This is a genomic window from Arthrobacter sp. Rue61a (assembly GCF_000294695.2).
GTDB lineage: Bacteria > Actinomycetota > Actinomycetes > Actinomycetales > Micrococcaceae > Arthrobacter > Arthrobacter aurescens_A.
Genome location: NC_018531.1, coordinates 4,589,067 through 4,610,937 on the forward strand (window position 1 = coordinate 4,589,067; position 21,871 = coordinate 4,610,937).

Annotated in this window: 21 protein-coding genes; 8 read left to right on the top strand and 13 right to left on the bottom strand. The window is 62.8% G+C overall.

The genetic code is table 11. From position 1 onward, the window contains the following. The first annotated feature begins 100 nt into the window (after positions 1-100). A complete protein-coding gene (locus ARUE_RS21020; protein WP_014923238.1) occupies positions 101-880 on the top strand; it encodes an isocitrate lyase/PEP mutase family protein in 780 nt (259 codons plus the stop codon). Positions 881-958: 78 nt separating this feature from the next. On the opposite strand, the gene ARUE_RS21025 is transcribed toward ARUE_RS21020, so the two are convergent. After that, positions 959-1,882: a LysR family transcriptional regulator gene (locus ARUE_RS21025; RefSeq protein ID WP_014923239.1), complete on the bottom strand. Its 924-nt coding sequence runs from the start codon at positions 1,880-1,882 to the stop codon at positions 959-961. Between the two features lie 182 nt (positions 1,883-2,064). Here ARUE_RS21025 and ARUE_RS21030 point away from each other — a divergent pair, with 182 nt between their 5' ends. Next, positions 2,065-2,409, top strand: a complete 345-nt coding sequence (locus tag ARUE_RS21030) for a CBU_0592 family membrane protein (protein WP_238324422.1) — start codon at positions 2,065-2,067, stop codon at positions 2,407-2,409. A gap of 59 nt (positions 2,410-2,468) precedes the next feature. On the opposite strand, the gene ARUE_RS21035 is transcribed toward ARUE_RS21030, so the two are convergent. After that, positions 2,469-2,669 carry a hypothetical protein gene (locus tag ARUE_RS21035; protein WP_011776649.1) on the bottom strand — a complete coding sequence of 67 codons (201 nt, stop codon included), beginning with the start codon at positions 2,667-2,669 and terminating at the stop codon, positions 2,469-2,471. A gap of 134 nt (positions 2,670-2,803) precedes the next feature. Here ARUE_RS21035 and ARUE_RS21040 point away from each other — a divergent pair, with 134 nt between their 5' ends. Then, entirely contained in the window at positions 2,804-3,310 is a 507-nt protein-coding gene (locus ARUE_RS21040; RefSeq protein WP_014923240.1) for a universal stress protein, read from the top strand. 304 nt (positions 3,311-3,614) lie between these two features. Here ARUE_RS21040 and ARUE_RS21045 read toward each other — a convergent pair whose 3' ends face one another. Genes ARUE_RS21045 through ARUE_RS21060 form a run of 4 tightly spaced genes read right to left on the bottom strand, consistent with a single transcriptional unit; the run spans position 3,615 to position 8,646 of the window. Continuing rightward, positions 3,615-5,006 carry a GntP family permease gene (locus ARUE_RS21045; RefSeq protein ID WP_014923241.1) on the bottom strand — a complete coding sequence of 464 codons (1,392 nt, stop codon included), beginning with the start codon at positions 5,004-5,006 and terminating at the stop codon, positions 3,615-3,617. Between the two features lie 22 nt (positions 5,007-5,028). Next, positions 5,029-5,664 (bottom strand): bifunctional 4-hydroxy-2-oxoglutarate aldolase/2-dehydro-3-deoxy-phosphogluconate aldolase, encoded by a 636-nt coding sequence (locus ARUE_RS21050; protein WP_011776652.1) that lies wholly within the window; start codon positions 5,662-5,664, stop codon positions 5,029-5,031. Further along, positions 5,661-7,319: an N-acyl-D-amino-acid deacylase family protein gene (locus tag ARUE_RS21055; protein WP_014923242.1), complete on the bottom strand. Its 1,659-nt coding sequence runs from the start codon at positions 7,317-7,319 to the stop codon at positions 5,661-5,663. The genes ARUE_RS21050 and ARUE_RS21055 overlap by 4 nt, the downstream gene beginning before the upstream one ends. A gap of 10 nt (positions 7,320-7,329) precedes the next feature. Further along, entirely contained in the window at positions 7,330-8,646 is a 1,317-nt protein-coding gene (locus ARUE_RS21060; RefSeq protein ID WP_043471586.1) for an alanine racemase, read from the bottom strand. Positions 8,647-8,824: 178 nt separating this feature from the next. Here ARUE_RS21060 and ARUE_RS21065 point away from each other — a divergent pair, with 178 nt between their 5' ends. From ARUE_RS21065 to ARUE_RS21075, 3 genes are read left to right on the top strand one after another with little or no spacing between them, the layout of a single operon-like run. After that, positions 8,825-9,832 carry a sugar kinase gene (locus tag ARUE_RS21065; protein WP_043470874.1) on the top strand — a complete coding sequence of 336 codons (1,008 nt, stop codon included), beginning with the start codon at positions 8,825-8,827 and terminating at the stop codon, positions 9,830-9,832. Between the two features lie 4 nt (positions 9,833-9,836). Next, a complete protein-coding gene (locus ARUE_RS21070; RefSeq protein WP_043470877.1) occupies positions 9,837-10,598 on the top strand; it encodes an IclR family transcriptional regulator in 762 nt (253 codons plus the stop codon). Then, positions 10,595-10,999, top strand: coding sequence for a RidA family protein (locus ARUE_RS21075; protein ID WP_011776657.1), 405 nt, complete (start codon positions 10,595-10,597; stop codon positions 10,997-10,999). Before ARUE_RS21070 ends, ARUE_RS21075 begins: the two co-directional genes overlap by 4 nt. A gap of 217 nt (positions 11,000-11,216) precedes the next feature. On the opposite strand, the gene ARUE_RS21080 is transcribed toward ARUE_RS21075, so the two are convergent. The 3 genes from ARUE_RS21080 to ARUE_RS21090 form a co-directional block, all read right to left on the bottom strand. Continuing rightward, positions 11,217-12,113 carry an AEC family transporter gene (locus tag ARUE_RS21080; protein WP_238324424.1) on the bottom strand — a complete coding sequence of 299 codons (897 nt, stop codon included), beginning with the start codon at positions 12,111-12,113 and terminating at the stop codon, positions 11,217-11,219. A gap of 158 nt (positions 12,114-12,271) precedes the next feature. After that, complete coding sequence (locus ARUE_RS21085) at positions 12,272-13,585, bottom strand: LssY C-terminal domain-containing protein (RefSeq protein WP_014923246.1); 1,314 nt, start codon at positions 13,583-13,585, stop codon at positions 12,272-12,274. Positions 13,586-13,648: 63 nt separating this feature from the next. After that, positions 13,649-14,623 (bottom strand): NAD-dependent epimerase/dehydratase family protein, encoded by a 975-nt coding sequence (locus ARUE_RS21090; RefSeq protein ID WP_011776660.1) that lies wholly within the window; start codon positions 14,621-14,623, stop codon positions 13,649-13,651. 233 nt (positions 14,624-14,856) lie between these two features. On the opposite strand from ARUE_RS21090, the gene treS reads away from it, so the two are divergent. Continuing rightward, a complete protein-coding gene (treS, locus tag ARUE_RS21095; RefSeq protein ID WP_014923248.1) occupies positions 14,857-17,148 on the top strand; it encodes a maltose alpha-D-glucosyltransferase in 2,292 nt (763 codons plus the stop codon). A 351-nt stretch (positions 17,149-17,499) separates the two neighbouring features. Continuing rightward, on the top strand, positions 17,500-17,877 hold the full coding sequence (locus ARUE_RS21100) for a DNA-directed RNA polymerase subunit alpha C-terminal domain-containing protein (RefSeq protein ID WP_043470880.1): 378 nt from the start codon (positions 17,500-17,502) through the stop codon (positions 17,875-17,877). Here ARUE_RS21100 and ARUE_RS21105 read toward each other — a convergent pair. The 4 genes from ARUE_RS21105 to ARUE_RS21120 all read right to left on the bottom strand — a co-directional run bounded on the left by ARUE_RS21105 (position 17,848) and on the right by ARUE_RS21120 (position 21,702). Beyond that, positions 17,848-18,846: an IS481 family transposase gene (locus ARUE_RS21105; protein WP_081589163.1), complete on the bottom strand. Its 999-nt coding sequence runs from the start codon at positions 18,844-18,846 to the stop codon at positions 17,848-17,850. The two genes, ARUE_RS21100 and ARUE_RS21105, sit on opposite strands and share 30 nt — an antisense overlap. Positions 18,847-19,161: 315 nt before the next feature. Then, positions 19,162-20,106 (bottom strand): polyphosphate kinase 2, encoded by a 945-nt coding sequence (gene ppk2, locus ARUE_RS21110; RefSeq protein WP_014923250.1) that lies wholly within the window; start codon positions 20,104-20,106, stop codon positions 19,162-19,164. An 86-nt stretch (positions 20,107-20,192) separates the two neighbouring features. Beyond that, complete coding sequence (locus tag ARUE_RS21115; protein ID WP_014923251.1) at positions 20,193-20,741, bottom strand: GNAT family N-acetyltransferase; 549 nt, start codon at positions 20,739-20,741, stop codon at positions 20,193-20,195. Between the two features lie 55 nt (positions 20,742-20,796). Beyond that, the gene (locus ARUE_RS21120; protein ID WP_014923252.1) at positions 20,797-21,702 is read right to left on the bottom strand and encodes a MurR/RpiR family transcriptional regulator; all 906 of its coding nucleotides are present in this window, start codon (positions 21,700-21,702) and stop codon (positions 20,797-20,799) included. Between the last annotated feature and the right edge of the window lie 169 nt (positions 21,703-21,871).

The window sequence follows — 21,871 nt, forward strand, 5'->3', positions numbered from 1 at the left end:
GCCCCTGGTATCGCGTTGTGTGACGTTATGCCTAGGCTGTGGGTGGCAAATGAGCCCGGTTCCACCCGTGAATGACGGACAACGATGACGGAGAACAACAATGACTGAAGCAAACACCGCTGCACGCGCACAACAGCTGAAAGCCCTCCATGAAGCACCGGAAATCCTGAGTGTGGTCAATGTGTGGGACGCCATCAGCGCCCGCACGGTTGCAGCGCTTCCTGAAACGAAGGCCATTGCCACTGCAGGGCATTCCATTGCTGCAGCCTTTGGTTACGCCGACGGGACCATGCCTTTGGACGTCGCTCTTGATGGGGTAAAGCGAATTGTCGACGCCGTCGATCAGCCGGTCACTGCGGACCTGGACGATGGCTACGACAACCCGGGTGAGACCATCCGCCGGGCGATCGGGATCGGGGTAGTCGGTGCAAATGTTGAAGACCGTTTGCGGCCCTTCGACGAGGCCGTTGCCCGCGTTCAGTCGATCATTGCGGCCGCCGCGGACGAAGGCATCGCGTTCCAGCTGAACGCACGCACTGACGCTATCGCCCGGGGCGGGGACCGGCCGATCAAAGACAGCATCGAAGACGCCATCGCGAGGGGACGCGCCTTCCTTGATGCCGGCGCTTCGCTGGTCTTCGTGCCAGGTGCCATGACCCGTGAGGTCATCGAACCGCTGGTTGAAGGCCTCGGACATGGGAAGCTCTCCGTCATCGGTGCTCCCGGAGCCCTCCCGGCAGCCGAGCTTCAGGAACTTGGTGTGGCGCGTGTGTCCTATGGTCCGTTCACCCAGAGGGTGGCTTTGCGCGCGCTCCGGGAACTGGCCACCGACCTCTATGGCTCGGGCGTAGTGCCGGTGGACACTCCCGCGCTGAACTAGCTGAACCTGTCCCCGCCTGACCAGTCCCCAACTGACCAGCCCCGGCCTGACCAGTCCTGTCTGGGAAGGCGGGACTGCTCAGGACCCTGAGCGGGTGTCGAACGCGGCCGCAGATTCCCGGAGCAGGCGGGCCACTGTGTCCACGGGCAGGCTCGCTGCCCTTCTCCGGTCGAACCTTCGTAACGCGATGTGCCGGGTCCCCAACCCGGGAACATCAAGGATGTCCACTTGGTCATGGACCACACCCGTCAGGGCCAGGGTGGGCACGATCGCGACCCCCTCACCGGCAGCCACCAGTGCCAGCGCGGTGAGAGTGTCGTGGTACTGGTGAACAGTCTCAATCCGGGCGCCCGTCGAGTGGCGGAGGCGCCCAAGCACGGCAGTGTTGGCTGCTGACGGCTCGACTCCCAGCCACGGCAACGGCAAGCGGCTCAGGTCGATGTTGTCCGTGCCGAGCAAGGTTCCTGCGGGGACCACGAGCTTCCACGGTTCATCCAGCAAAGGTTCCTGGATCATTCCGGTCGCCATCGGGTGCTGCTCTGCCGCCGTCGAATCCTGTTCGATCACCACAGCGTCGAGCTGGCGTTGCCGGAGCAGCCGCATCAGCGCAGGAAAGCTGTCCTCAACAATCTGAATCTGCAGCTGTGGGTATTGGCTCCGCCAATCGGGGAGGCGCGGGATCACCACTGTGCGCATGAAACTGGTGAAGCCGCCCACCCGCACCACTCCCGCGATATTGACTTCGCTTTGCATCCGGGCCCGGGCTACGTTGAGTGCCCGTTCTATCTCTTCCCCTGCCTCTGCCATGGCCAGGCCTGCGGGTGTGAGCACTGAACCTTTTGGGGTACGCAGGAGTAACGCCTGCCCTGCTTCGCTCTCGAGTTTGCTGAGTTGCTGCGACACTGCGGAGGGCGTAATCCGCAATTCATCTGCTGCCGCGAGAACGCCTCCGGTCCGTGCAACCGCGAGAAGCACCAGCAGCCGGCGCGGGTCCATATCCATGTTAAGCGCTCCTAAACATGGGCTTCAGAATAATGCAATTGAACTAAATGACTTCCTCGCTCAATATTGACTCAAAAGCACGATTCTGTCTCGCAACACCGACTATCGAATCAAGCCCCCAACCCGGTCCTGACGCCACCCGTCGGCTTTATCCGGGTGCCAAAAAACGTGAAAGGACTCCCATGGAACTGCTGTTCGAAATTGCCGGTTGGGCCGGTGCAGTGGCGATGCTCGGCGGCTACATGGCAGTGTCCATGGGCTGGTTGCAGGCGGGCAGTACCTTCCAGACAGTCAATCTGTTTGGTTCGTGCGCCTTCATCATTAATGGCACGCTCCACGGAGCCTGGCCATCCGTAGTAACGAACGTAGCGTGGTTCCTGATCTCAGCCGTGGCACTTCTGCGGATGAGGGCAAAGCAGAGGCCTGTGCAGGTGGTGGCTCAGGCTCACGAGAGCCCCTCACTTGGTCCGGACACTGCCGCCCAGGTCATCGTCACGGCCACTCGACCAGCCACCAGCTGCGCATAGCGGCGAACCCGGGAACAGCCACGCCGCTGGCGCCGGCCCCGGCTGGCTGACGGGCCCCGTCAGTCCACGAACTCCGACTGTGTCTCGATGAAGTCCCAGTCCGCAACGGTCAGGACGCCACTGACCTTGTCCGGATGGGGCCCGCCGGCTTCGGCAATATGCTGCAGTACCTGCAGCGGCAGCTCTTCGGCGCGCAGGTTTTCCCGTAGCCATTCCTTGCTGTCCAAGTGCAGATCGAGCCACCACATGTAGATTTCCATCGCGGACCGCCTTCCTTCGGATGAGCCGTGGGCCCGGATTAACCGTAGGCCCGGTCAGGAACGTCTACAAGGGTCCGCCCATGGCTGGGCCTAAGTAGCTGTTCAAGCGCACGCCGCAGCGCAACAATAAGGGTATGGCAGCGGAAGGTTTCAGCGGACGTATTCCCCTTGTTGTCGGAGTGCTGCCGGACCAGCATGTGGAGGTCCTGCAAACTGCCAGGACCCTCGCCGAACAACTCGGCGTTCCGCTGGTTTGCGCGTACGTGGATGAGGCCAGCTACCTTGTGGAGTGGGACCCCTCGCGGGAGACGCACCGGATGTCGCTGCATCCCGAAAAGGATGACGAGGACGTCGCTGCCGTCCGCGGTGATCTGGGTAAGGCAATCGCGGAGGCCATGGACGGCGGGACAGCCGATTGGACTCTGCGCTTGCTAGCGGGTGATCCCGCCAGGGCCTTGGGCCGCTTGGCGGCGGATATCGATGCCTCAATGATTATCGTCGGGACCCCGGAGCCCGGGCTGGGGCACCGAATTTCCGAAGCCTTGAACGGCTCGGTGGCGGCCTGGCTGAGTCATCACCAGCGGCGTCCGGTGCTGATTGTGCCCCAAAAGAAGAGGCAGGACGCCGCCCATAAAAACTAAAGCGAAAGTACTTATTCGAGGTGGTGGCAAAGGCGTCTCTCGGCACGTAGAGTAATTACTGCAGGAAGGCGAAAGCCCCTGCTCAAAGGCCGCTCCGGAGTGCGTATCCCCCAATAACGCACTCCGGAGCTCTTTGTTTTAAGCGGGCTCACCCGCGTGCCGCCACCACCTTCTTTGACGCGAAAACGGCCCCGACACGCCTGGTTGCAGGCGTGTCGGGGCCGTTGTGGTTTCAATGTGGGTGGTGACGGTACAGGCTCACGCTACAAGCACGACGTCGCCACCCGGATTGGGTGCCAAGAGGTCACCTGACGAACGTGTACAGCAGCGCCGCCATACCGAAGCCCACAATGGAAAGCACTGTTTCCAGCACGGTCCAGGTCTTCAGGGTGTCCTTGACTGACATGTTGAAGTACTTGGAGATGATCCAGAATCCACCGTCGTTCACGTGGCTGGCGATGATGGAGCCCGAGGAGATAGCCACCACGATCAGCGCGAGCTGTGGTTGCGAGTAGCCGGAGGCGAGGCTGGGTGCCAGGATGCCGCCGGTGGTCACGATCGCCACTGTGGCCGAGCCCTGGGCGATGCGCATGCCGGCGCTGATCACGAAGGCGGACAGGATGATGGGAAGCCCGGCTTGGGACAGTGAATCGGCCACGGCCTTGCCGACACCGGTGGCTGAGAGGACTGCGCCGAAGAAGGCGCCGGCACCCACAACCAGCAGGATCATGCCCACGGGACGCAACGAGGAACCCGTGATTTCGCTGAGTTCGGCGGAGGTCATTCCGCGGCGGATTCCCAAGAGCCACATCGCCAGGAGCACGGCGACGGTCAGCGCGATGGCCGGGTTGCCGAAGAACTGGAGCACATCACGGAAGGTGCCTGCGGGAGCAAAGATGTTTCCGAAGGTACCGCCGAGGATGAGGATCATGGGCAAACCGATGGCCAGAAGCACCAGTCCGATGGACGGTTCGTGGCCCTTGGCTTCCTCGGCTTCGGGAACAATGCGATCCTCCGGAACGGAAACCATGACTCGCTTGCCGATCCAGGTGCCCCACAAAATACCGGATGCGAACCATGCAGGAATACCGCAGATGAGGCCCATGAGGATGATCCAGCCGAGATCCACGCCGAACAGTCCGGCCGCAGCAACGGGGCCGGGGTGCGGAGGAAGGAAGGCGTGCGTCACGGAGAGGCCGGCCAGCAGCGGGAGAGCGTAGAGGGCAAGTGACTTGCCACCACGGATAGCCGCGACGTACACCAGCGGGGCAAGGACAAAGATGCCGATGTCGAAGAACACGGGGATACCCAGCACGAAGCCGGTGATGCCCATGGCGAGCGGGGTGCCCTTTTCGCCGAAGATCTTCACGAGGCGGCCCAAAAGCACTTCCGCACCACCGGACCGTTCCAAGATGGCGCCGAGGACGGTACCGAGGCCAATGATTACCGTGATGTGGCCGAGGATGCCGGCGAAGCCCTTCTCAATGAGGGCGTCGCTGCTCTTGGTGGCCGAGCCGACAAGGGCCTCCACGGAGATCCCACCCACCAGGGCCACGATCACACCGGTTCCCACCAGGGCGATGAACGGTTCGAGCTTGACCTTGATGATCAGGAACAGCAGAAGGGCAATGCCGGCGCCTGCCAGGAGGAGCAGGCCGGCGGTGTCGTGCCGCAGCCATTCGAGGAATTCAGTCATGACGAGTCTTTCTGGGTAAGTCCTACTTGAGGGTGCCGGTGAAGGCTGCGGCACGTGCCGCGATGTCTGCCCAGTCACCCGCAGCAACTGCCGCGGGCGGGACTACGCTGGTGCCGCAGCAGACTGCGGCAGCACCGGCGTCGAGGTAGCTCTTGGCGTTGGAGGCGTCGATGCCTCCTGAAGGGAGCAATCGGATGCCCGGGTACGGGCCCTGCAGGTCCTTCAGATACGCCGGGCCGAGCTGGCGGGCGGGGAAAATCTTGACGGCGGCCGAGCCCAGGTCCAAGGCCTGTGCCACCTCGGTGGGGGTCATGGCGCCGAGGCTGAACGGGATCCCCGCAGCCACGGCGACGGCGGCGACCTCCGGCCTGAGGCCGGGCGTCACCAGGAACTGCGCACCGGCATCGATCGCTGCGCGGGCTTGATCAGCGGTCATCACGGTGCCGATTCCGACGGCGGCGCCGTGCTCCGCTGCGGTCTCCGCCGCGCGCTTGACGTGCGTGAGCACATCCGGTGTGGTGAACGTCAGTTCGACGCTGCGGATGCCGCCGTCGGCCAGCGCCCGGCAGAGATCGGCGGCGTCGGTGATGGACGGTGCGCGGACCACGGCCAGGGTGCGGTCGGCTTCAAGCTGCTGGAGGAATTGTTCAGGGGTCATTGTTGTCCTTCTCTGGTGAGGCCGTCGCTGCTGCGACGAAGGGCACGGCCCGCGCGGGCGCCGGTGGGCTTGCCGCCGTCGATCGCTGCCGTGCCGTTGACGAAGACGTACTGGAGGCCGCTGGCGGCTTGGCGGGGGTTCTCAAAAGTGGCTTCGTCGCGGACGGTTTCCGGATCGAAGAGCACGACGTCGGCCGCGTAGCCTTCGCGGACCAGTCCCCTGTTGTGGAGCTTGAGTCGTGCGGCGGGCCGGCCGGTGAGGTGGTGGACCATTTCCTCGAGGCTCAAGAGTCCGAGGTCCCGGGAGTAGTGGCCGAGGTAGCGCGGGAAGGTTCCCCAAGCGCGGGGGTGTGGCTTGGCGCCGACCAAGAGTCCGTCGCTGCCGCCGGTGTGGGTGCGGTGTTTCATGATGGCCTGCACGTTTTCCTCGTGACCCACGTGCTGCAGGATTCCGGTGCCGAGGCGGTCTTCCGTGAGGATCTGCGCGAAGACGTCGAAAGGCTCTTGCTTGGTCTCGGAAGCGATGTCCCGAACGGTCTTGCCCACGTAGCCTGCGAGCGCGGGATTCTGGACGCCGCTGATCTCCAGGGTGTCCCATTCGGCCACCACTCCGTGGCAGCCGTCGGAGCCGTAGATCTCCACGGCTTCTTGGATGCGTGCGCGGGTTTCCGGATCTGCCAGGCGGGCCAGCGTGGCCTCGGTTCCGCCCGACGACGCCCAGCTGGGGAGGATCGCGGACAGTGTGGTGGCGCCCGGGAGGTACGGGTACGTGTCCAGGGTGATGTCCACACCCTGGTCAAGGGCTTGGTCGATCAGCTCCAGGAGCTCCCCCGCCCGGCCCTTGTTTTCCGCGAAATTCATGGTGGCGTGGGACAAGTGCAGGGCACATCCAGTCTCGCGGCTCAGCCCGATCATCTCGGCGTAGGCACCCAGCGCACCCTTGCCGTAAGAGCGGTGGTGCGGCGCATAAAAGCCACCCAGTTCACCCACCGTCCGGCAGAGCCCGGCGAGTTCCTCGGTCTGCGCGTACATGCCCGGCGTGTAGGTGAGTCCCGAGGACATTCCCACGGCCCCTTCCTCCATCGCCGTGCGGATGATGTCCTGCATCTGCTGCTGTTGTTCCGGCGTGGGGTCACCTTCGGCGAAGCCCATCACCATGGCGCGGACGGTTCCTTGGGGAACGAGGTAGGCGGCGTTGGTGGCGATTCGGCCACCGTCCTGTTCCGTGTCCAGTCGGTCGAGGTACTCGCCAACTGTCCGCCAGTTCCAGTCGAACTCGGCAGGATTGTCGTTCCAGCCGGCGATTTTCTCGCGGACACCCGCCAGTGTGGCATCATCAACCGGTGCATAGGACAGTCCGTCCTGACCCAACAATTCCGTGGTGACGCCTTGGCTGAGCTTGGCGTAGTGATCCCTGTTGACCAGCAGTTGCAGGTCCGAGTGCGCGTGCATGTCGATGAACCCGGGGCTCAGGACCAGACCGGTGGCATCGATGACGCGCTCCGCGCCGGTTTCCGCTGCGGTGAGGGACCCGGCGTCGAGGATTCCGGCGTCGACGACGGCGGCAATCACCGCGCCGTCCAGCAGGACGTCCGCGCGGCGGCGGGCCGCTCCCGTTCCGTCCACCAGGGTGGCATTGTTGATGAGGGTCTTCATCGCATGGGTCCTAGAAGAAGGTATGGATGAGGTCGACGACGGTTTGGTCGCCGGCACTTTCGGCGGACGCGCTGTCCGCGAGCACCGGGATGACGGTCCACTTGTCGAACGCTGTGCACGGATGGGACAGGCCCAGCCGGACGACGTCGCCGGGGTTTACCGTGGTGGTGTTGGCGTCGTAGCTCATGAAGCTGTGTTGGTCGTTGACCGAGGTGATCTGGGCACCAAGCAGCGGTTGCATAGCTTCACCAAGGACCGGGCCGATGAACTGCGGCTCGGGCAGGCCTTCGTCGAACGGGAGGTCGCGCTTGCCGGCGTCGAGGATGGCCAGGCCCGGTTCAGTCTGCGAAACAACGCGTGCCCAGCCGTGCATCCCCGCTGTGAACGGTTGGTTGCCTTCGCGGGAAAACGGCGAGATTCCGCGGTAGAAGCCGTCGTCGTGGATGATGTAGGCGCCGCTGCGGATCATGAGGTCCACATTGGGACCGTCCTCCGGGTCTGCCCTGATGTACGGCGACAGAACCGTCACAACGTCGTCAAAGTAGGCGCTTCCCCCGGCTGTGAGGAACACGGAATCCGTGCCATACAGGCCTTCGGCGAGAAGCTGCTCGTGGAGCAGTCCTATCCGGGCGAGGTAGCCGCGAACGGCGGCCAGGCCGGCGTCGTCCGCTGTGTGCGCGAGCGAGCCTTCGTAACCGCTGACGCCCACCAGGCGAAGGTTCGGTGAGGCGGAGATTGCCCGGGCTATCTCCACGGCAGCCTCCACGGATCGGGCACCGGTCCGGCCGCCGTGGGCGCCGAGCTCCACCAGGACGTCCAGCACGGCATCGCTGCCGGCAAGCGTCCGGTTGATGACGTCCACGGTTCCCGGCGAGTCGATCCACGACAGGATGGTGGTGTCCGCGGGCTGACTTGCGACCCACTGGATCGCGTGCGGATCCGTGAGGCTGTTGGCGAGCTGCAGGTTCCGCACGCCGAATTCGCGGGCTACGCGGAGCTGGGCGAAGTTGGCCAGGGTGATGCCCCAAGCGCCCCGGTTGAGCTGCTCGGTCCACAGCTGGGGCGACATGGTGGTCTTGCCGTGCGGGGCGAGCAGCACACCGTGTTCGGCGCACCAATGGGCCAGGCGGTCGGCGTTGGCCCGCAGTGCGCCGGCGTCGAGCGTGAGCAGCGGCGTTTGAAGGTCGGCCAGCGTGTGCTTGGCGGCGAGGAAGTCCGCATGGGTGGTTCCGTTCGCGGATGCGGGCACTGCTTTGTGGCGCCAGTCCAGACGGCGTTCAGCCAGGCCTGACACGGCGGATGCCGAGATGGCTTCGGAAGTGTTCACGCGTTTGGTTCCCTTCGCGGTGCTGCGTTCTTGAAGCTGCGTTGTGGGGTTGTTGGGTGAGTTCTGCTTGCGTTGCGTATTTTGCAACGCTGGTTGCAAACCTGCTGGTGATATGTCTAACATGGTGGCGGATCGAGAGTCAAGGCCGCTGCGAAGCGCACGAACTAGTGGGAGAACGATGCTTTCAGCCGTATGCGTGGGCGAAACCATGGCCATGCTTACCCCTGTCCACGCCGTCCCCCTGCACCTGGCAACCGAACTTCACTTCGGGGTCGGCGGCGCGGAATCCAACGTCGCCATGGGCTTGGCGGCCATGGGCCTGGACACGCACTGGGTCAGCCGGGTGGGCCACGACGGCTTCGGCACCCGCATCCTGCGAGAGCTTCAGGATCACGGCGTGGGCGTCTCCGGCGTGGAAGTGGACCAATCCCTCCCCACCGGCCTGTACGTCAAAGTCCCGGCCCAGGAGTCAGACCCCGACGGCGGCAGCTCGGTTCTGTACTACCGGCAAGGATCTGCGGCCTCGGCCATGGGACGGGACACGCTGTCCAATCCAGCCGTTTCCGCTTTGCTTGAGAACGCTGCGCTGATCCATCTGAGTGGGATCACCGCTGCTCTCTCCCCCGAGTGTCTTTCGCTGTTGGAAGCAATCCTGACTTCTCCCCGCAACGGGCGGACCATCAGCTTCGACGTCAACTGGCGCGAAGCCCTCTGGGCAGGCCAGGACCGTTCCGTCCTGCAGCGCCTGGCGAACCTGGCCGACGTCGTGCTTGTTGGAAAAGACGAAGCCGAGCACGCCTTCGGCACCACCGACGAAGCCGAACTCCGCCACATGATGCCCGACCCGAAGGTACTGGTCATCAAGAACGAGGCCATCAGCGCCATCTCTTTGGACCGGAGCGGCACCCGGGAAGAGGTGCCCGCACTGTCCGTCGCCGTCGTCGAGCCTGTTGGTGCGGGTGACTCGTTCGCCGCCGGTTACCTCAGCGGCATGCTGTTCGGGCTCGGCCAAAAGGAACGCCTCCGCCGCGGCCACGTTGCTGCTGCATGCACCCTCACCGTCCACGGCGACCGCGGTCCGCTGCCCGACGCCGCCGAACTCGCAGCCATCCTCGATTCTTCGGATGACGTTTGGGCTGCTATCCATGTTGAAGACGGACAATTCAACACCAGAACCGGAGCGTGACACCGTGAGCCAAAGCCTCATGCGGGCCATCGACCTGCTCGGCGAACTCGCCGCCAAACCAGCAACCCTGGACGAGCTCGCGTCCAAGGCTGCCGTCCACAAAACCACCGTGATGCGGCTCCTGCACGCCATGGAAGAAAAACGGTTTGTGGTGAGGGACGAAGACCAGCGGTTCATGCTCGGTTCCAAGCTTTTTGAACTGTCCTCGCTGGCCTTGGAACAGCGGGACATCCGCAAAGTGGCACATCCGCACCTGGCCGAACTCAACGGCCGCACCGGGCACACCGTGCACCTCGCCGCCTTCGAAGGAAATGAAGTGGTGTACATCGACAAGTTCGAGTCGCACCACCCCGTGCGCATGTACTCGCGCATCGGCCTGACTGCATCACTGCACTCGGCCGCTGTGTCCAAAGTCCTCCTCTCCGACATGCCGCGCAGCCGGCAGGAAAAGATCGCCGCGGGGCTGGACTACGTAAAAGTTACCGAGAACACCCTGACCTCGCCCTCTGCCCTGTTGGCGGAGCTGGAGCAGGTCAAGGAACAGGGCTGGGCCCACGACAACGCCGAGCACGAAGCGTTCGTGCACTGCATCGCGGCCCCCATCCGGGACGCCAGCGGCGCCGTTGTTGCCGCAGCCTCTTGTTCGGTACCGGTAGTGATGCTCAGCTATGAAGGCTTGCTTGAGCTGCTGCCCGACCTCAAAGCCAGCACCGAGGCCATCTCCAACGACCTCGGCTGGATCAGCCACGAAAGGAACTCAGCATGAGTGAAAAGACCGTAGTACTGACCGAAAACGCCCCCGCCCCGGCGCACGTATTCTCCCAGGGCATCAAAAAAGGCGGCATGTTCCAGGTCTCCGGCCAGGGACCCATGGATCCCGCCACCAACCAGTACATCGGCGAGGGCGACGTCAAAGTCCAGACCCGTCGCACGCTGGAGAACGTGAAGGCCATCCTCGAAGCCGGTGGATCCTCCGTTGAAGACGTCCTCATGTTCCGCGTCTACCTCACCACCCGCGACCACTTCGCTGCCATGAATGAGGTCTACGGCGAGTTCATCCGCGAGAACGTGCCCAGTGGTTTGCTGCCGAGCCGCACCACCGTGTTCGTGGACCTGCCGCACGAGGTCATGCTGGTGGAGATCGACGCCCTGGCCGTCACAGCGTAACCCTCTCTCACATCCCTAGGGCTTCCACCGGACGCTCTCTCACATTCGCTTAAGGCTCGACGGCGGCACTCATCTTGAGTGCCGCCGTCGAGCCTTAAACGGTGGCTGGGACGCGTTCGGTCACCACCCACATTGATTGTTTGGGCGGGCCAACACGCCGCGAAAGCCGACGCGTCTCAGCTTCCTTGGGCTCAAAGTGGGTGGTGGCGGCACGCGCCTAGCCGAACAACCAGGCCGCACCCAGCAGCAACGGAACAGCCAGGATGCTGGTGAACACAGCCGTTGACTGGGCGATGCCTTGGCCCACGCCGTAGCGGACTGAGTAGAGGACCACGTTCTGGCCGGTGGGGAGGATCGCGCAGGCAGTGACCACAAAGGTGCTGAAGGGGTCCAACTGGAAGACGAAAGCGGCCAAAACCCACGCGAGCACGGGCTGGATGGCCGACTTGAGGATGACGGCGATGGTGGTGGGGACGCGGTCGTCGATGCCGGGACGGACCGACAATCCATGCAGGGACATTCCGAAGATGATCAACATCAGCGGGACAGCCAGTTGGGCAACCAACGCCAACGGATCCAGGACAAGGCTGGGCAATTGAATTCCCAGGGCGCTGACCAGCACGCCCAGGATCGCCGCAACAGTGACAGGGTTGCGGAACGGGATGGAGAGCGTGCGCCACACTGACACTTTCTTCCCCGCAGGGTCGGTGAGGTCCAAGATCGTCAGCGCAATGGGCGTCACGATAGCCAGCTGGAACAGCATGATCGGCGTGACGTAGGTGGCACTTCCCAGGATATAGAGCGACAACGGAACACCCAGGTTGGTGGAGTTCACGATGCCCACGGACAGCGCACCAATAGTTGTGCGCCGGACACCCCATCGAGCAATCGTGCCAGCCACCGTGAACACGAGCATGACAGCCACAGCCGTCACCACGGAGATCAGGCCAGTGGCGCTCAGGACGTCGTTGATGTGCCTGGATGCGATAGCCGAGAACATCAAGCAAGGCAGACCCACCATGAAGGTCAGAGTGGAGAGGACTTTGCTTCCCTCAGGCCCCAACGCCTTGGTTTTGCCGAGGATGTAGCCGATGAGCAGCACAATACTGACCACGAAGAAACCCTTGAGGACACCGTCCAAACCGTCTTACTCAATCCACTCTTCGGGGGGCCCGCCGACAGCGCAGGCTCTGGAAACAGATTTCAGACTATCCGGCAGGCGCGCGTTACCCGTTCTGCGTTACGTAAGGGCTAATCCAAGCCCAAAGAGGGTCAGGAAGACACGCGCCGACTGACCACCGACGCCGGGACAGCTGGAACGCGCTGCCGTTTGGCGTACACCCGGGCCCTTTGGCTGGACAACGCCAGGAGCACCAGGATGTCAGTGGCCAGGCCGGAGAGGCCGGCTTCAAGGGTGATATTCGCGCTGCCCGTAGAGTAGTCGATCGCCTGGACCAGGATGGACAGCGAACTCAGGCCCATCGCAATGACGCGGGCACCGTTGCTGCCAAGGAATATGCGCCAGGCCAGGAAAACTTCACCCAGCCCGAACACCAGGACGACTCCTGCTACCAAGGCGATTGCCGCCGTCGTGCTTTGCGGGTCTGATGAGTCGTCGTCGAAGGTGAGCCCGGATATTTCACCACCGGAGGTGAACAAGGTGATCGCCAAGGCCAGCGCCGCCACCGCCCTGGCCACCACCAGGGCGGCGCCCATCATGATGGGCGCCGGCCGTCTGTCCCTGCTATCGGTCCGGTTGGGTGGTTGATCCGAAGGAACGGGGACGCGGCGGGCGTCGATGATCGGCAAATCGCCGTCGGTGGAAATGGAGTCACCGCCGCCGTTGCGCGTGTGATAACCGGTGGAGAAGTCCTCGATGACCTGCACCATCACGGCTGGCTCAGCGGCCGAAACGGTAGAAACGATATGGTCTCGCTCCACATCGGTGTTCTGTTCAATCTTGTGCGTGATCTGGAGCGTAAACAGGGAGAAGCCGACGCTGCGATCGTACGTACCCGCGGCGAGCCAATCCACTTTGTGGCCTCCCGGCAGGAGCCAGCCTTCAGGGCAACGCCAGAAGCGGACGTGGTGGCGTTTGCCGGGGGTGTTGTTGACCTCTTGCTGGTAGGCGAAGTCCTGCTGCCGGTCGAAGAGATACAGGGGGCTGACGGGCGCCTCCGTGTAGCTCTGCCGGAAAATGGTGGAGCTGATGATGCGTCGGCTGCTGGCGAAGGTCACGTCGTCGGCCATGGTCCAGCCGGCGGCCCTCATGACCGCATGGATCTGCGGTTCCGCCCCTAGTAAGGCAACGTTGACGGGGTCACCGAGCAGGCCATCACTGGTCCGGGCGCGGCCAATGAAGTACCCAGGAACGTAAATGGTGGTCAGAATCCTGTGGAGTCGGGGCAACAGCAGGTATGCCAGGAATGCCCAGAACACCACCGAAAACCACAGCTGACCCCACCCCAGGTGGAAGCTCTCCCCCACCAGCAGAAAAGCCAGCCACACCGCAGCCGCGCCGCCAAGGATGAAAAATCCGTGGTCGAGCCGGCTGTCTGTAGCTTCTTTGTTCGGCACCTTGTACATATAGCTCCCCCCCTTGCGCTCCTTAAGCTTCGGGCCTTGGGTGGCAGTTGTACATGGGTCCACTTAAGCCAGCAGGCTTGGCACCGTGAGTTGTTTGTTGTCTATGAGCCATTGCACGGATTCGCGCACCGCCTGCTCGGGTTCATATCCAGGTGCGTACCCGATCAGGGATGCGGCCTTGTGGATGCTCATGCAGTGGTTGCGGGAGAGGTGGGCCCAGCTGGAATCGGCAAATTCCGGGGTGGTGGTCCGGCGGAACTCCTCCCAGCTCACGGTTTCCATGCGGGGCTCCTGCCCGAACCAGGACGACGCAATGCTCACGTAACCCCGAACCGTCAGGGCAGTGGGCGCAACAATGTTGAAATCCTCCCCGGCTGCAGCGTCTCGGTGAAGGATGGCTTTCTCGAAGGCCTGCGCAACGTCGTCGGCATGCACGTGGTGCATCAATTCGGTCCCGCTGCCGGGAACCTGAAGCGGCTGACCGGAGGCAATCGTGTGCCACACGCCTGGATCCAGGTTGCCCAGTGGCCCGATCGGCAACCACCCGGGCCCCACGATGTGTCCGGGGTGAATGGATGTTGTGGCCAGGCCTCCGGCAGCAGTCTCTTCCTTGAGCATGCCCGCGATGTCACGCTTCCGGATCCCGTACTGGTCCAATGGTTCAGCGGCGGACTCCGTTCCTTCGGCAATGGGCAACTTCAAGCTGACCCCGTGCCGCCATATGGAGCCGCAGTGCAGCAGATGCTCCGTCTGGTTCCGCAGACTTTCAACCAGCGCGGTGGCCGATTCGAGCGTGAAGCAAATGAGGTCAACCACGACGTCGGCACCCAGTGCCGCTACCCTGTCACCGAAGCTGCCCTCGCGTTCCTCGTGGTCGCGGTCCGCGGTGACCTGCCGAACCTGCTGCCATTCGGGGACGTCAGCGTACGGCGGGCTGCTTCCGCGGCTGACGTTGATGACCTCGTGCCCGGCGCGCACAAGCCGGGGAACGAGGAAGGACCCGATGTGGCCACTGCCGCCGATGACAACGATCTTCATGAGTGCTCCGATCTTCACGAGTCACGGTACTGAATGTTCGGTACGTACCGGTAGGCCCCGGCGCCCAACGTCAACCCCGCACATAATAACGAGACTTACTTGTTCCCGGGTTAGACAAACGGCCTGCTCCCCCGACTAGCATGAATAGTCCGGGTAAGCCCGGGTACGTGACCTCTTGAACGACCCCCTCGGACGGTCGGCGTTGACGCGGCGACCACGTAAAGGAGAAAACTGTGCGGGAGCCTGCAGTCAACGAGAGCGTGTCAGAAATCAGCGAAACTCCAGAGAAAAATCCGGAGGAGACGCCACAGGAAACGCCCGATGAAACCGCAAGCGAACCGGCGGAAATCACGTTTGATGAACAGTTCTACCCGGCCCGGCCCAAGGCTTTGCGGCCGATCGCCCGGAGGCGGCAGTTCTTCGCAGCCCGGCCCTCACTGGAATTCGATGGCCTGAACTCCACCTATGTGGACTGGCTCAGGAACCAATCCATGCTGGGTGACGCCAACACCATGGCCCGGCAATTGTCCGGGCAGGCCAGCATGTGGCAGAACTCTTACGCCAGGCCCAACCCGCGCTCAGCTGTGGAGCGCGCACCCGTCTGGTTCACCGCCTACCCGCTGTCCTTCATCACCAAGGACGGCCAGTCCTTCCTTTCAGCGTTGGGCGATCCTGCACTCTGGGATGCGTTCAGCCAGATTGGCATCCGCGGGCTCCACACCGGGCCGGTCAAGCTCGCCGGTGGCATCCGTGGCTGGTCGCAGACACCCAGTGTGGACGGCCACTTTGATCGGATCAGCATGGCGATCGACCCTGCCTTCGGCACCGAGGAAGAGTTCCGCCAGATGTGCGAGGTGGCCAATGAGCATGGCGGCACCGTCATTGATGACATCGTCCCGGGGCACACCGGCAAGGGAGCGGACTTCCGTCTTGCTGAAATGAACTTCCGGGACTACCCCGGCATTTATCACATGGTGGACATCCCCGAAGAGGACTGGCACCTGCTGCCTGATGTCCCGGAGGGCGAAGACTCGGTGAACATCAGCCCGGCGGCTGAAGAGGCCCTGCAAAAGGCCGGGTACATCATCGGACGCCTGCAACGGGTCATCTTCTACGAACCCGGCGTCAAGGAAACCAACTGGAGCGCCACCAAGCCCATCATTGACACCACGGGCAAAACCCGGCGTTGGGTTTATCTGCACTACTTCAAGGCCGGCCAGCCTTCCATCAACTGGCTGGACCCAACCTTCGCCGGCATGCGCCTGGTGGTGGGCGACGCCCTGCACTCATTGCTGGACCTCGGGACCGGAGCGCTCCGGTTGGATGCCAATGGCTTCCTGGGGGTCGAGAAGAGTGCTGAGGAAGAACCCGGCTGGTCCGAGGGCCACCCGTTGTCCGAGGCCGCCAACCAGCTGATTGGTTCCATGATCCGCAAGGTGGGCGGATTCTCCTTTCAAGAGCTCAACCTCACCATCGATGACATCAAGACCCAGTCCGAGTCCGGCCCGGACCTCTCCTACGACTTCATCACCAGGCCCGCCTACCACTACGCCCTGGTTATAGGAGACACAGAGTTCCTGCGCCTTACCTTGCGGCTTTCCATGGAGATCGGCGTGGATCAGGCGTCGTTGGTGCATGCCCTCCAGAATCACGATGAACTGACCTATGAGCTGCTCCACTTCGCTGCGGGCCACAGGGACGATGTCTTTGAACTTGCCGGCGAGGAACTCACGGGCGCAGAGGTGGCCGAGAAGGTCCAGAACACCATGCGGGAACGGCTCACAGGTGAGAACGGGCCCTATAACGCGGTCTTCACCACCAACGGCATTGCCTGCACCACGGTCAGTTTCATCATGGCGGCCCTGGGCATCAACGATCAGGATGCCATCACCGAGGAGCAGGAAGCCCAGGTGCTTGACGCCCACGTGCTGTTGTCCATGTACAACGCATTGCAGCCCGGCGTCTTCGCGCTTTCCGGTTGGGACCTCACGGGCATCACAGCACTGGATCGGGAGACGGTCCGGGAGCTCACGTCGCAGGGTGACACCCGTTGGATCAACCGTGGCGCACACGATCTCATGGGGACCAGCCCGGACGCGAAGTTCTCTTTGGCGGGAATGCCCCGTGCCCGGAGCCTCTACGGTCCGCTGCCCGATCAGCTGAAGGACCCAAACTCCTATGCCCGGCGCCTCCAGCAGATCCTCACGGTACGGGAAGAGTCGGGGATCGCCACCAGCACGCTTCTGGATGTGCCCGACGTTTCCCACCGCGGGCTGTTGGTGCTGGTGAACCAACTCGCCGACGGAGCACTGCAGGTCACTGTCCTGAACTTCTCGGACCAGGACATTGCCGGCAGCATCCAGTCCTCACACCTTGTCCCGGGCGCCACCGTCCATGATCTATTCTCCGGCGAGGACGTCAGCCAAGTGGATGACCTCCACAGCTTCTTCCTCGAGTTGCCCGCTTTCCAAGGCACGGCGCTTCTCTTGAAGGACCCGGTAGTGGAGGACGAGGTCACCGAATAGAAAGCACGACGTCGGCACTCACGGTGAGTGCCGACGTCGGGCTAATTCGCGGCTCGCAGGCGCAATGGCCAGACTGCAGAACCAAGGCACTCTTAGTAAGAGGACGATCGCGGCCTTTTATGACGCGGCTCCCGGTAACTCACACGATTAGGTGGGGAATGAGAGAAGCGCGGAGCCCGGCTTTGGCCCACAGGCGCTCCTGACCGCTGAGGTTCGTGTCTTTCGTGACAAATGTCACTCCGAAAGTCCGGCATATTTTGGGCTTGCACGGCACTTAATCCGTGCCTTCCATGCCGTCAGCCGTGCTCGACAGGAACGGCGAAATGTCCGTCCCTTGCCAGAAAGTCATAAATGCAGTCGCCGAACAACAACCCAATTCCCGATCACAACGGAGAACTGGGCAGCACCGAGGTCTTGACCGAGCTTGGGCTGCCCGCAAGGCCCATGACCAGCCTTCGTCGGCGCGGTATCTCAACCATTGAAGAGTTGATTACTTGGTCCGCCGAAGACCTTCGGTTTGAGGTGCAAGGACTCGGAAGGGGTGGGCTCAAGGAGATAGAGGCCGCACTGGCTCGCCTGGGTCTACAGCTGTCAGCAACCACACGGCGGTCAGAAGTGGCTGCGGCAGCGACCACTGGCAAGCTGGCGACCGCAAACGCGGCCAGGGCGGAAGGCCGAACAGCCATGGAAGCGGCCCGTCTAGTTGTACTGCTCAGGGAGGTTGTTTAGCCGGCTGACGGGTGGTTTGTTCCCGAGTGCGGTGTGGGGCCTGTGGTGATTGTAGTAGTGGATCCAGCCGGGTAGGGCTTCTCTGCGGGTTGTTTCGGTGCCGTAGAACTTGGCGTAGGCCCAGCCGTCGTTGAGTGTTCGGTGGAACCGTTCGATTTTGCCGTTGGTCTGGGGCCTGTAGGGGCGGGTTCGTTTCGCGGTGATGCCGAGGTCGGCGCAGGCGGCTTTCCAGGCGTTGGAGACGTAGGCGGATCCGTTGTCAGAGAGGACCCGTTTGGTGATGATCCCTTGCCCGGCGAACCAGGCCACGGCGCGCTGGAGAACGGCGATGGCGGTGACGGCTTTTTCATTCTGGTGGATTTCGGCGTAGGCAACGCGGGAGTAGTCATCCAAGACTGTGTGTACGTAGGCGGTGCCGTTTCTGGGGTGTTTGCTGGAGCGGGTGTAGCCGCTTCGTGCTGCTGAGGTTCTGGAGTTCTTTCCGCCTTCGACCCTGCCAAGGTAGCGGTGGCCGCCGCCGTCGGGGATGTTCCCGAACTTGGTGACATCGACGTGGAGCATCTCGCCCGGGGCCGTGTGTTCGTAGCGGCGGATCGGTTCGCCGGTGAGCCGGTCGATGTAGCGCAGCCGGTTGATCCGGCAGCGGACCAGGACGGCGTGCACGGTCGAGGCCGGAATGCCCAACCGCCCGGCGATCTGCACCGGCCCCAGCCGCTTGCGCCATCGCAGGGCAACGATGCGTTTGACCAGTTTCCCCGGGGTCCGGTTGGGGCTGCGGCGGGGACGGGATGACTTGTCACCCATTCCTTCGGGCCCGTGCTCGAGGTAGCGGGTGACCCAGCGTTTAGCGGTGGGCCAGGAGACCATGTAGTGCTTGGCTGCCTCGGTGATCGTCCAATGGTGTTCAACGACCAATTGGGCGAGCTTCAAACGGGCTTTTGGGGTCAACATTGCGTTAGCGTGGGACACGAAGGCCTCCTAGGTGTGCAGCGGTTTCTTAGACAGCTCCACTCCACACCGGGAGGCCTTCGTCATCCCGGAAATCTCACGCCGTGTCCTCACACGGCCTCAACCAACCTCCCCGGGCAGTACATCTAGTGGGGTGGAGTCGCGCCACTTTGTACAGGCACCACCAAGCCGCCTCACGTCGTAGCGTGGATATTTAGTAAGCGCCCGGCATAGTCAGTTAATGTCCGGCTGGCCAACGAATGTAACAAGGTTTCGAAGAAACGCGGAAAGCACGACGTCGGCACTTTAGGTGAGTGCCGACGTCGAGCTTTGGTGTTAGTCGCCTACGGCGTCGCGGCCGCGGCGGAGGATGAGCGGATCGGCGTCGTAGACAACCGAGGTGTCCTTGTCCTCATAGTCGAACTGGTTGAGGAAGTAGCGCATGGCATTGATGCGCGCGCGCTTCTTGTCGTTGGACTTGATGGTGATCCACGGCGCGTGGTCGGAGTCCGTGTGCAGGAACGTCCGTTCCTTGGCGTCCGTGTACTCGTCCCAGCGATCCAGCGACGCCAGGTCCATGGGCGAGAGCTTCCAGCGGCGGACGGGGTCGATCTGGCGGATGGCGAAGCGTGTGCGCTGCTCCTGCCGTGTCACGGAGAACCAGAACTTGGTGACGTGGATGCCGGCGTCCACCAGCATCTTTTCGAAGACCGGGGCCTGACCCATGAAGGTGTCATATTCGTCGTCAGTGCAGAACCCCATGACGCGTTCCACGTTGGCGCGGTTGTACCAGGAGCGGTCGAACATGACGATCTCACCTGCGGTGGGAAGGTGCTGGATGTAGCGCTGGAAGTACCACTGGCCTTGCTCGCGGTCAGAAGGCTTGGCGAGCGCAACGGTCCGGGCGGAGCGTGGATCCAGATGCTCAGTGAAACGCTTGATGGTGCCGCCTTTGCCGGCGGCGTCACGTCCCTCGAAAACGATGACGTGCTTGAGCCCAAGGTCCTGGCCCCAGTACTGGAACTTCAACAGTTCGATCTGCAGGCGGTACTTCTCGATCTCGTACTCATCGCGGGTCATCCGCTGCTGGTAGGGATAGTCCTCGTTCCACGTCTCCACCGCTGATCCACCGGGGTCGATGAGGTCCGGGTCTTCGCCCTGGCCGCCGCTGATGGTGTAACCCAATTCAACAAGGTGGTCGATGGTTTCCCGCAGGTTGTCCCTGACCCACCAATCGTCCAGTGATGTGCCTGTTGGGCTCGATGGGGTTGCCTCCGTCATGCGGTCCTCCTGGTCTGTGAGCCTGCCCGGTCTGCGGGTAGTGCGCGGCAGCCTAACAAGGCTTGGTGACGGGAACGTGAACGGGCCTAGGCGGGCGCTCCCAGGTCAATCCAATAGCGTCGAAAAAGCTGCCCATCCTCGTCCGTCCGCACATCCTCGAGCACCCCTCCACACCGCTCGATGGTCCTTGCGGACGCTGCGTTGCTGTCATCGCACGTCAGCAGAACGCGATCCGGCAGAATGCCATTCGGCTGTGCCCGGGCGGACAAGCGGGCACAGAGTTCCCGGAGAGCCCAAGTAGCCGCTCCCCTTCCACGGTCGGACGGTCGTACCCCGTAGCCGATATGGCCACCCGAGTTAAGGAGGGCCGGGGTCAGGTGGTGACGAAATGCGATGGAGCCTACATAGCGCGAGTGCTCAGTGATCCAGCGAAAAGTACACGGAACCATGCCGTCCTTCTCCGGGGTGTTTTCAGCGTCCAGCAGCCTGGCAACCCATTCCTCAAACCCCTCCGGGGTGGTGACGTCGTCAGCCATGAAGACGGCGGCACCGTCCTGATGGGCGCCTGCCCACTCTTGGTGGGACTCGAGGAACGAGTGGTAAAAGGACTTATCAGGGGCAACAAGCGTGAACATGGACCGACCCTATCCCGGACGCGCTTTCCCGGGTTGTCATACCGGGCTGCTAGGCCTACGGGTTTGCTCGCGGCAGCTTCCTGCCCCGCACAGCTGCGTGCGTCTTCTGGAGTGCAGCAATTGATGAGTCGTAGGAATGCTGGGCGACTCCCACAAAGAGGCAGTCAACGATCATCATCTGCGCTATCCGGCTACCCATTGCCCCCGGACGGAAAGGAGTCTCGCGGGCGGCCGTACTCAACACAATGTCGGCCGCCCTGCCCAATGGCGAGTCAGCATGGTTGGTGATGGCGATGGTGACGGCTCCGGCCGCTTTGCCCGCCTTCAGGAAATCGATGGTGTCCATGGTGGCTCCCGAGTGAGAGATGGCGATAGCAACGCCGTCGGCATCGAGGAGGGCCGCGGAAGCCAGGGCGGCATGCGGGTCCCCCCAACTGAACGAGGTTAGGCCTATCCGGTGCAATTTCTGCTGCATGTCCTGGCCCACCAACCCGCCCGCTCCCACGCCGAAGATGTCGGTCTTCCGGGAACTGGACACCGCGCTTACCGCCCGGGCCAGCTGTTCCACGTCCAGCACTTGGGCGGTATCGGCGATGGACATGGTTTCGTTGAAGGCAATTTTGGAGACGATGTCCTGCAGCGAGTCTGCGGTGTTGATGTCTTCATAGACCGCGGCAGGCACGCCATGGGCCACACTCTCCCGCGCAGTTTCGCGGGCTAGGTCCAGGCGCAGAGCGGAGTAGCCGCCGTAGCCCACCTTCTTGTAGAACCGGACCACAGAAGTAGTGGATGTTCCACACTCCTCAGCCAGGTCACCGATGGACATGGCTGCTGCCCTGGACGGGTCAGCCAGGACCAGCTCAGCCACGGCCCGTTCCGAGGGGCGCAGTGCCGGCAGGACAGAGCGAATCCGCACCAAAACTGTGCGGGACAACTTTGCATTGTCCGGCGCTTCCACCATGGTTTCCTTTCAATGGGTCGAACCCGGGCCGGGGCACTGCCCCCGACCCAAGTCACCGCCCGAGTCTTGTCATTAAGTTACACAAGCGGCGTTGAGAAGGTAAGTCATTGACGCAATGCCGGCAAGCGAATACGGTCGATGTAAGGAAAATCACAAATTTTGTCATGTC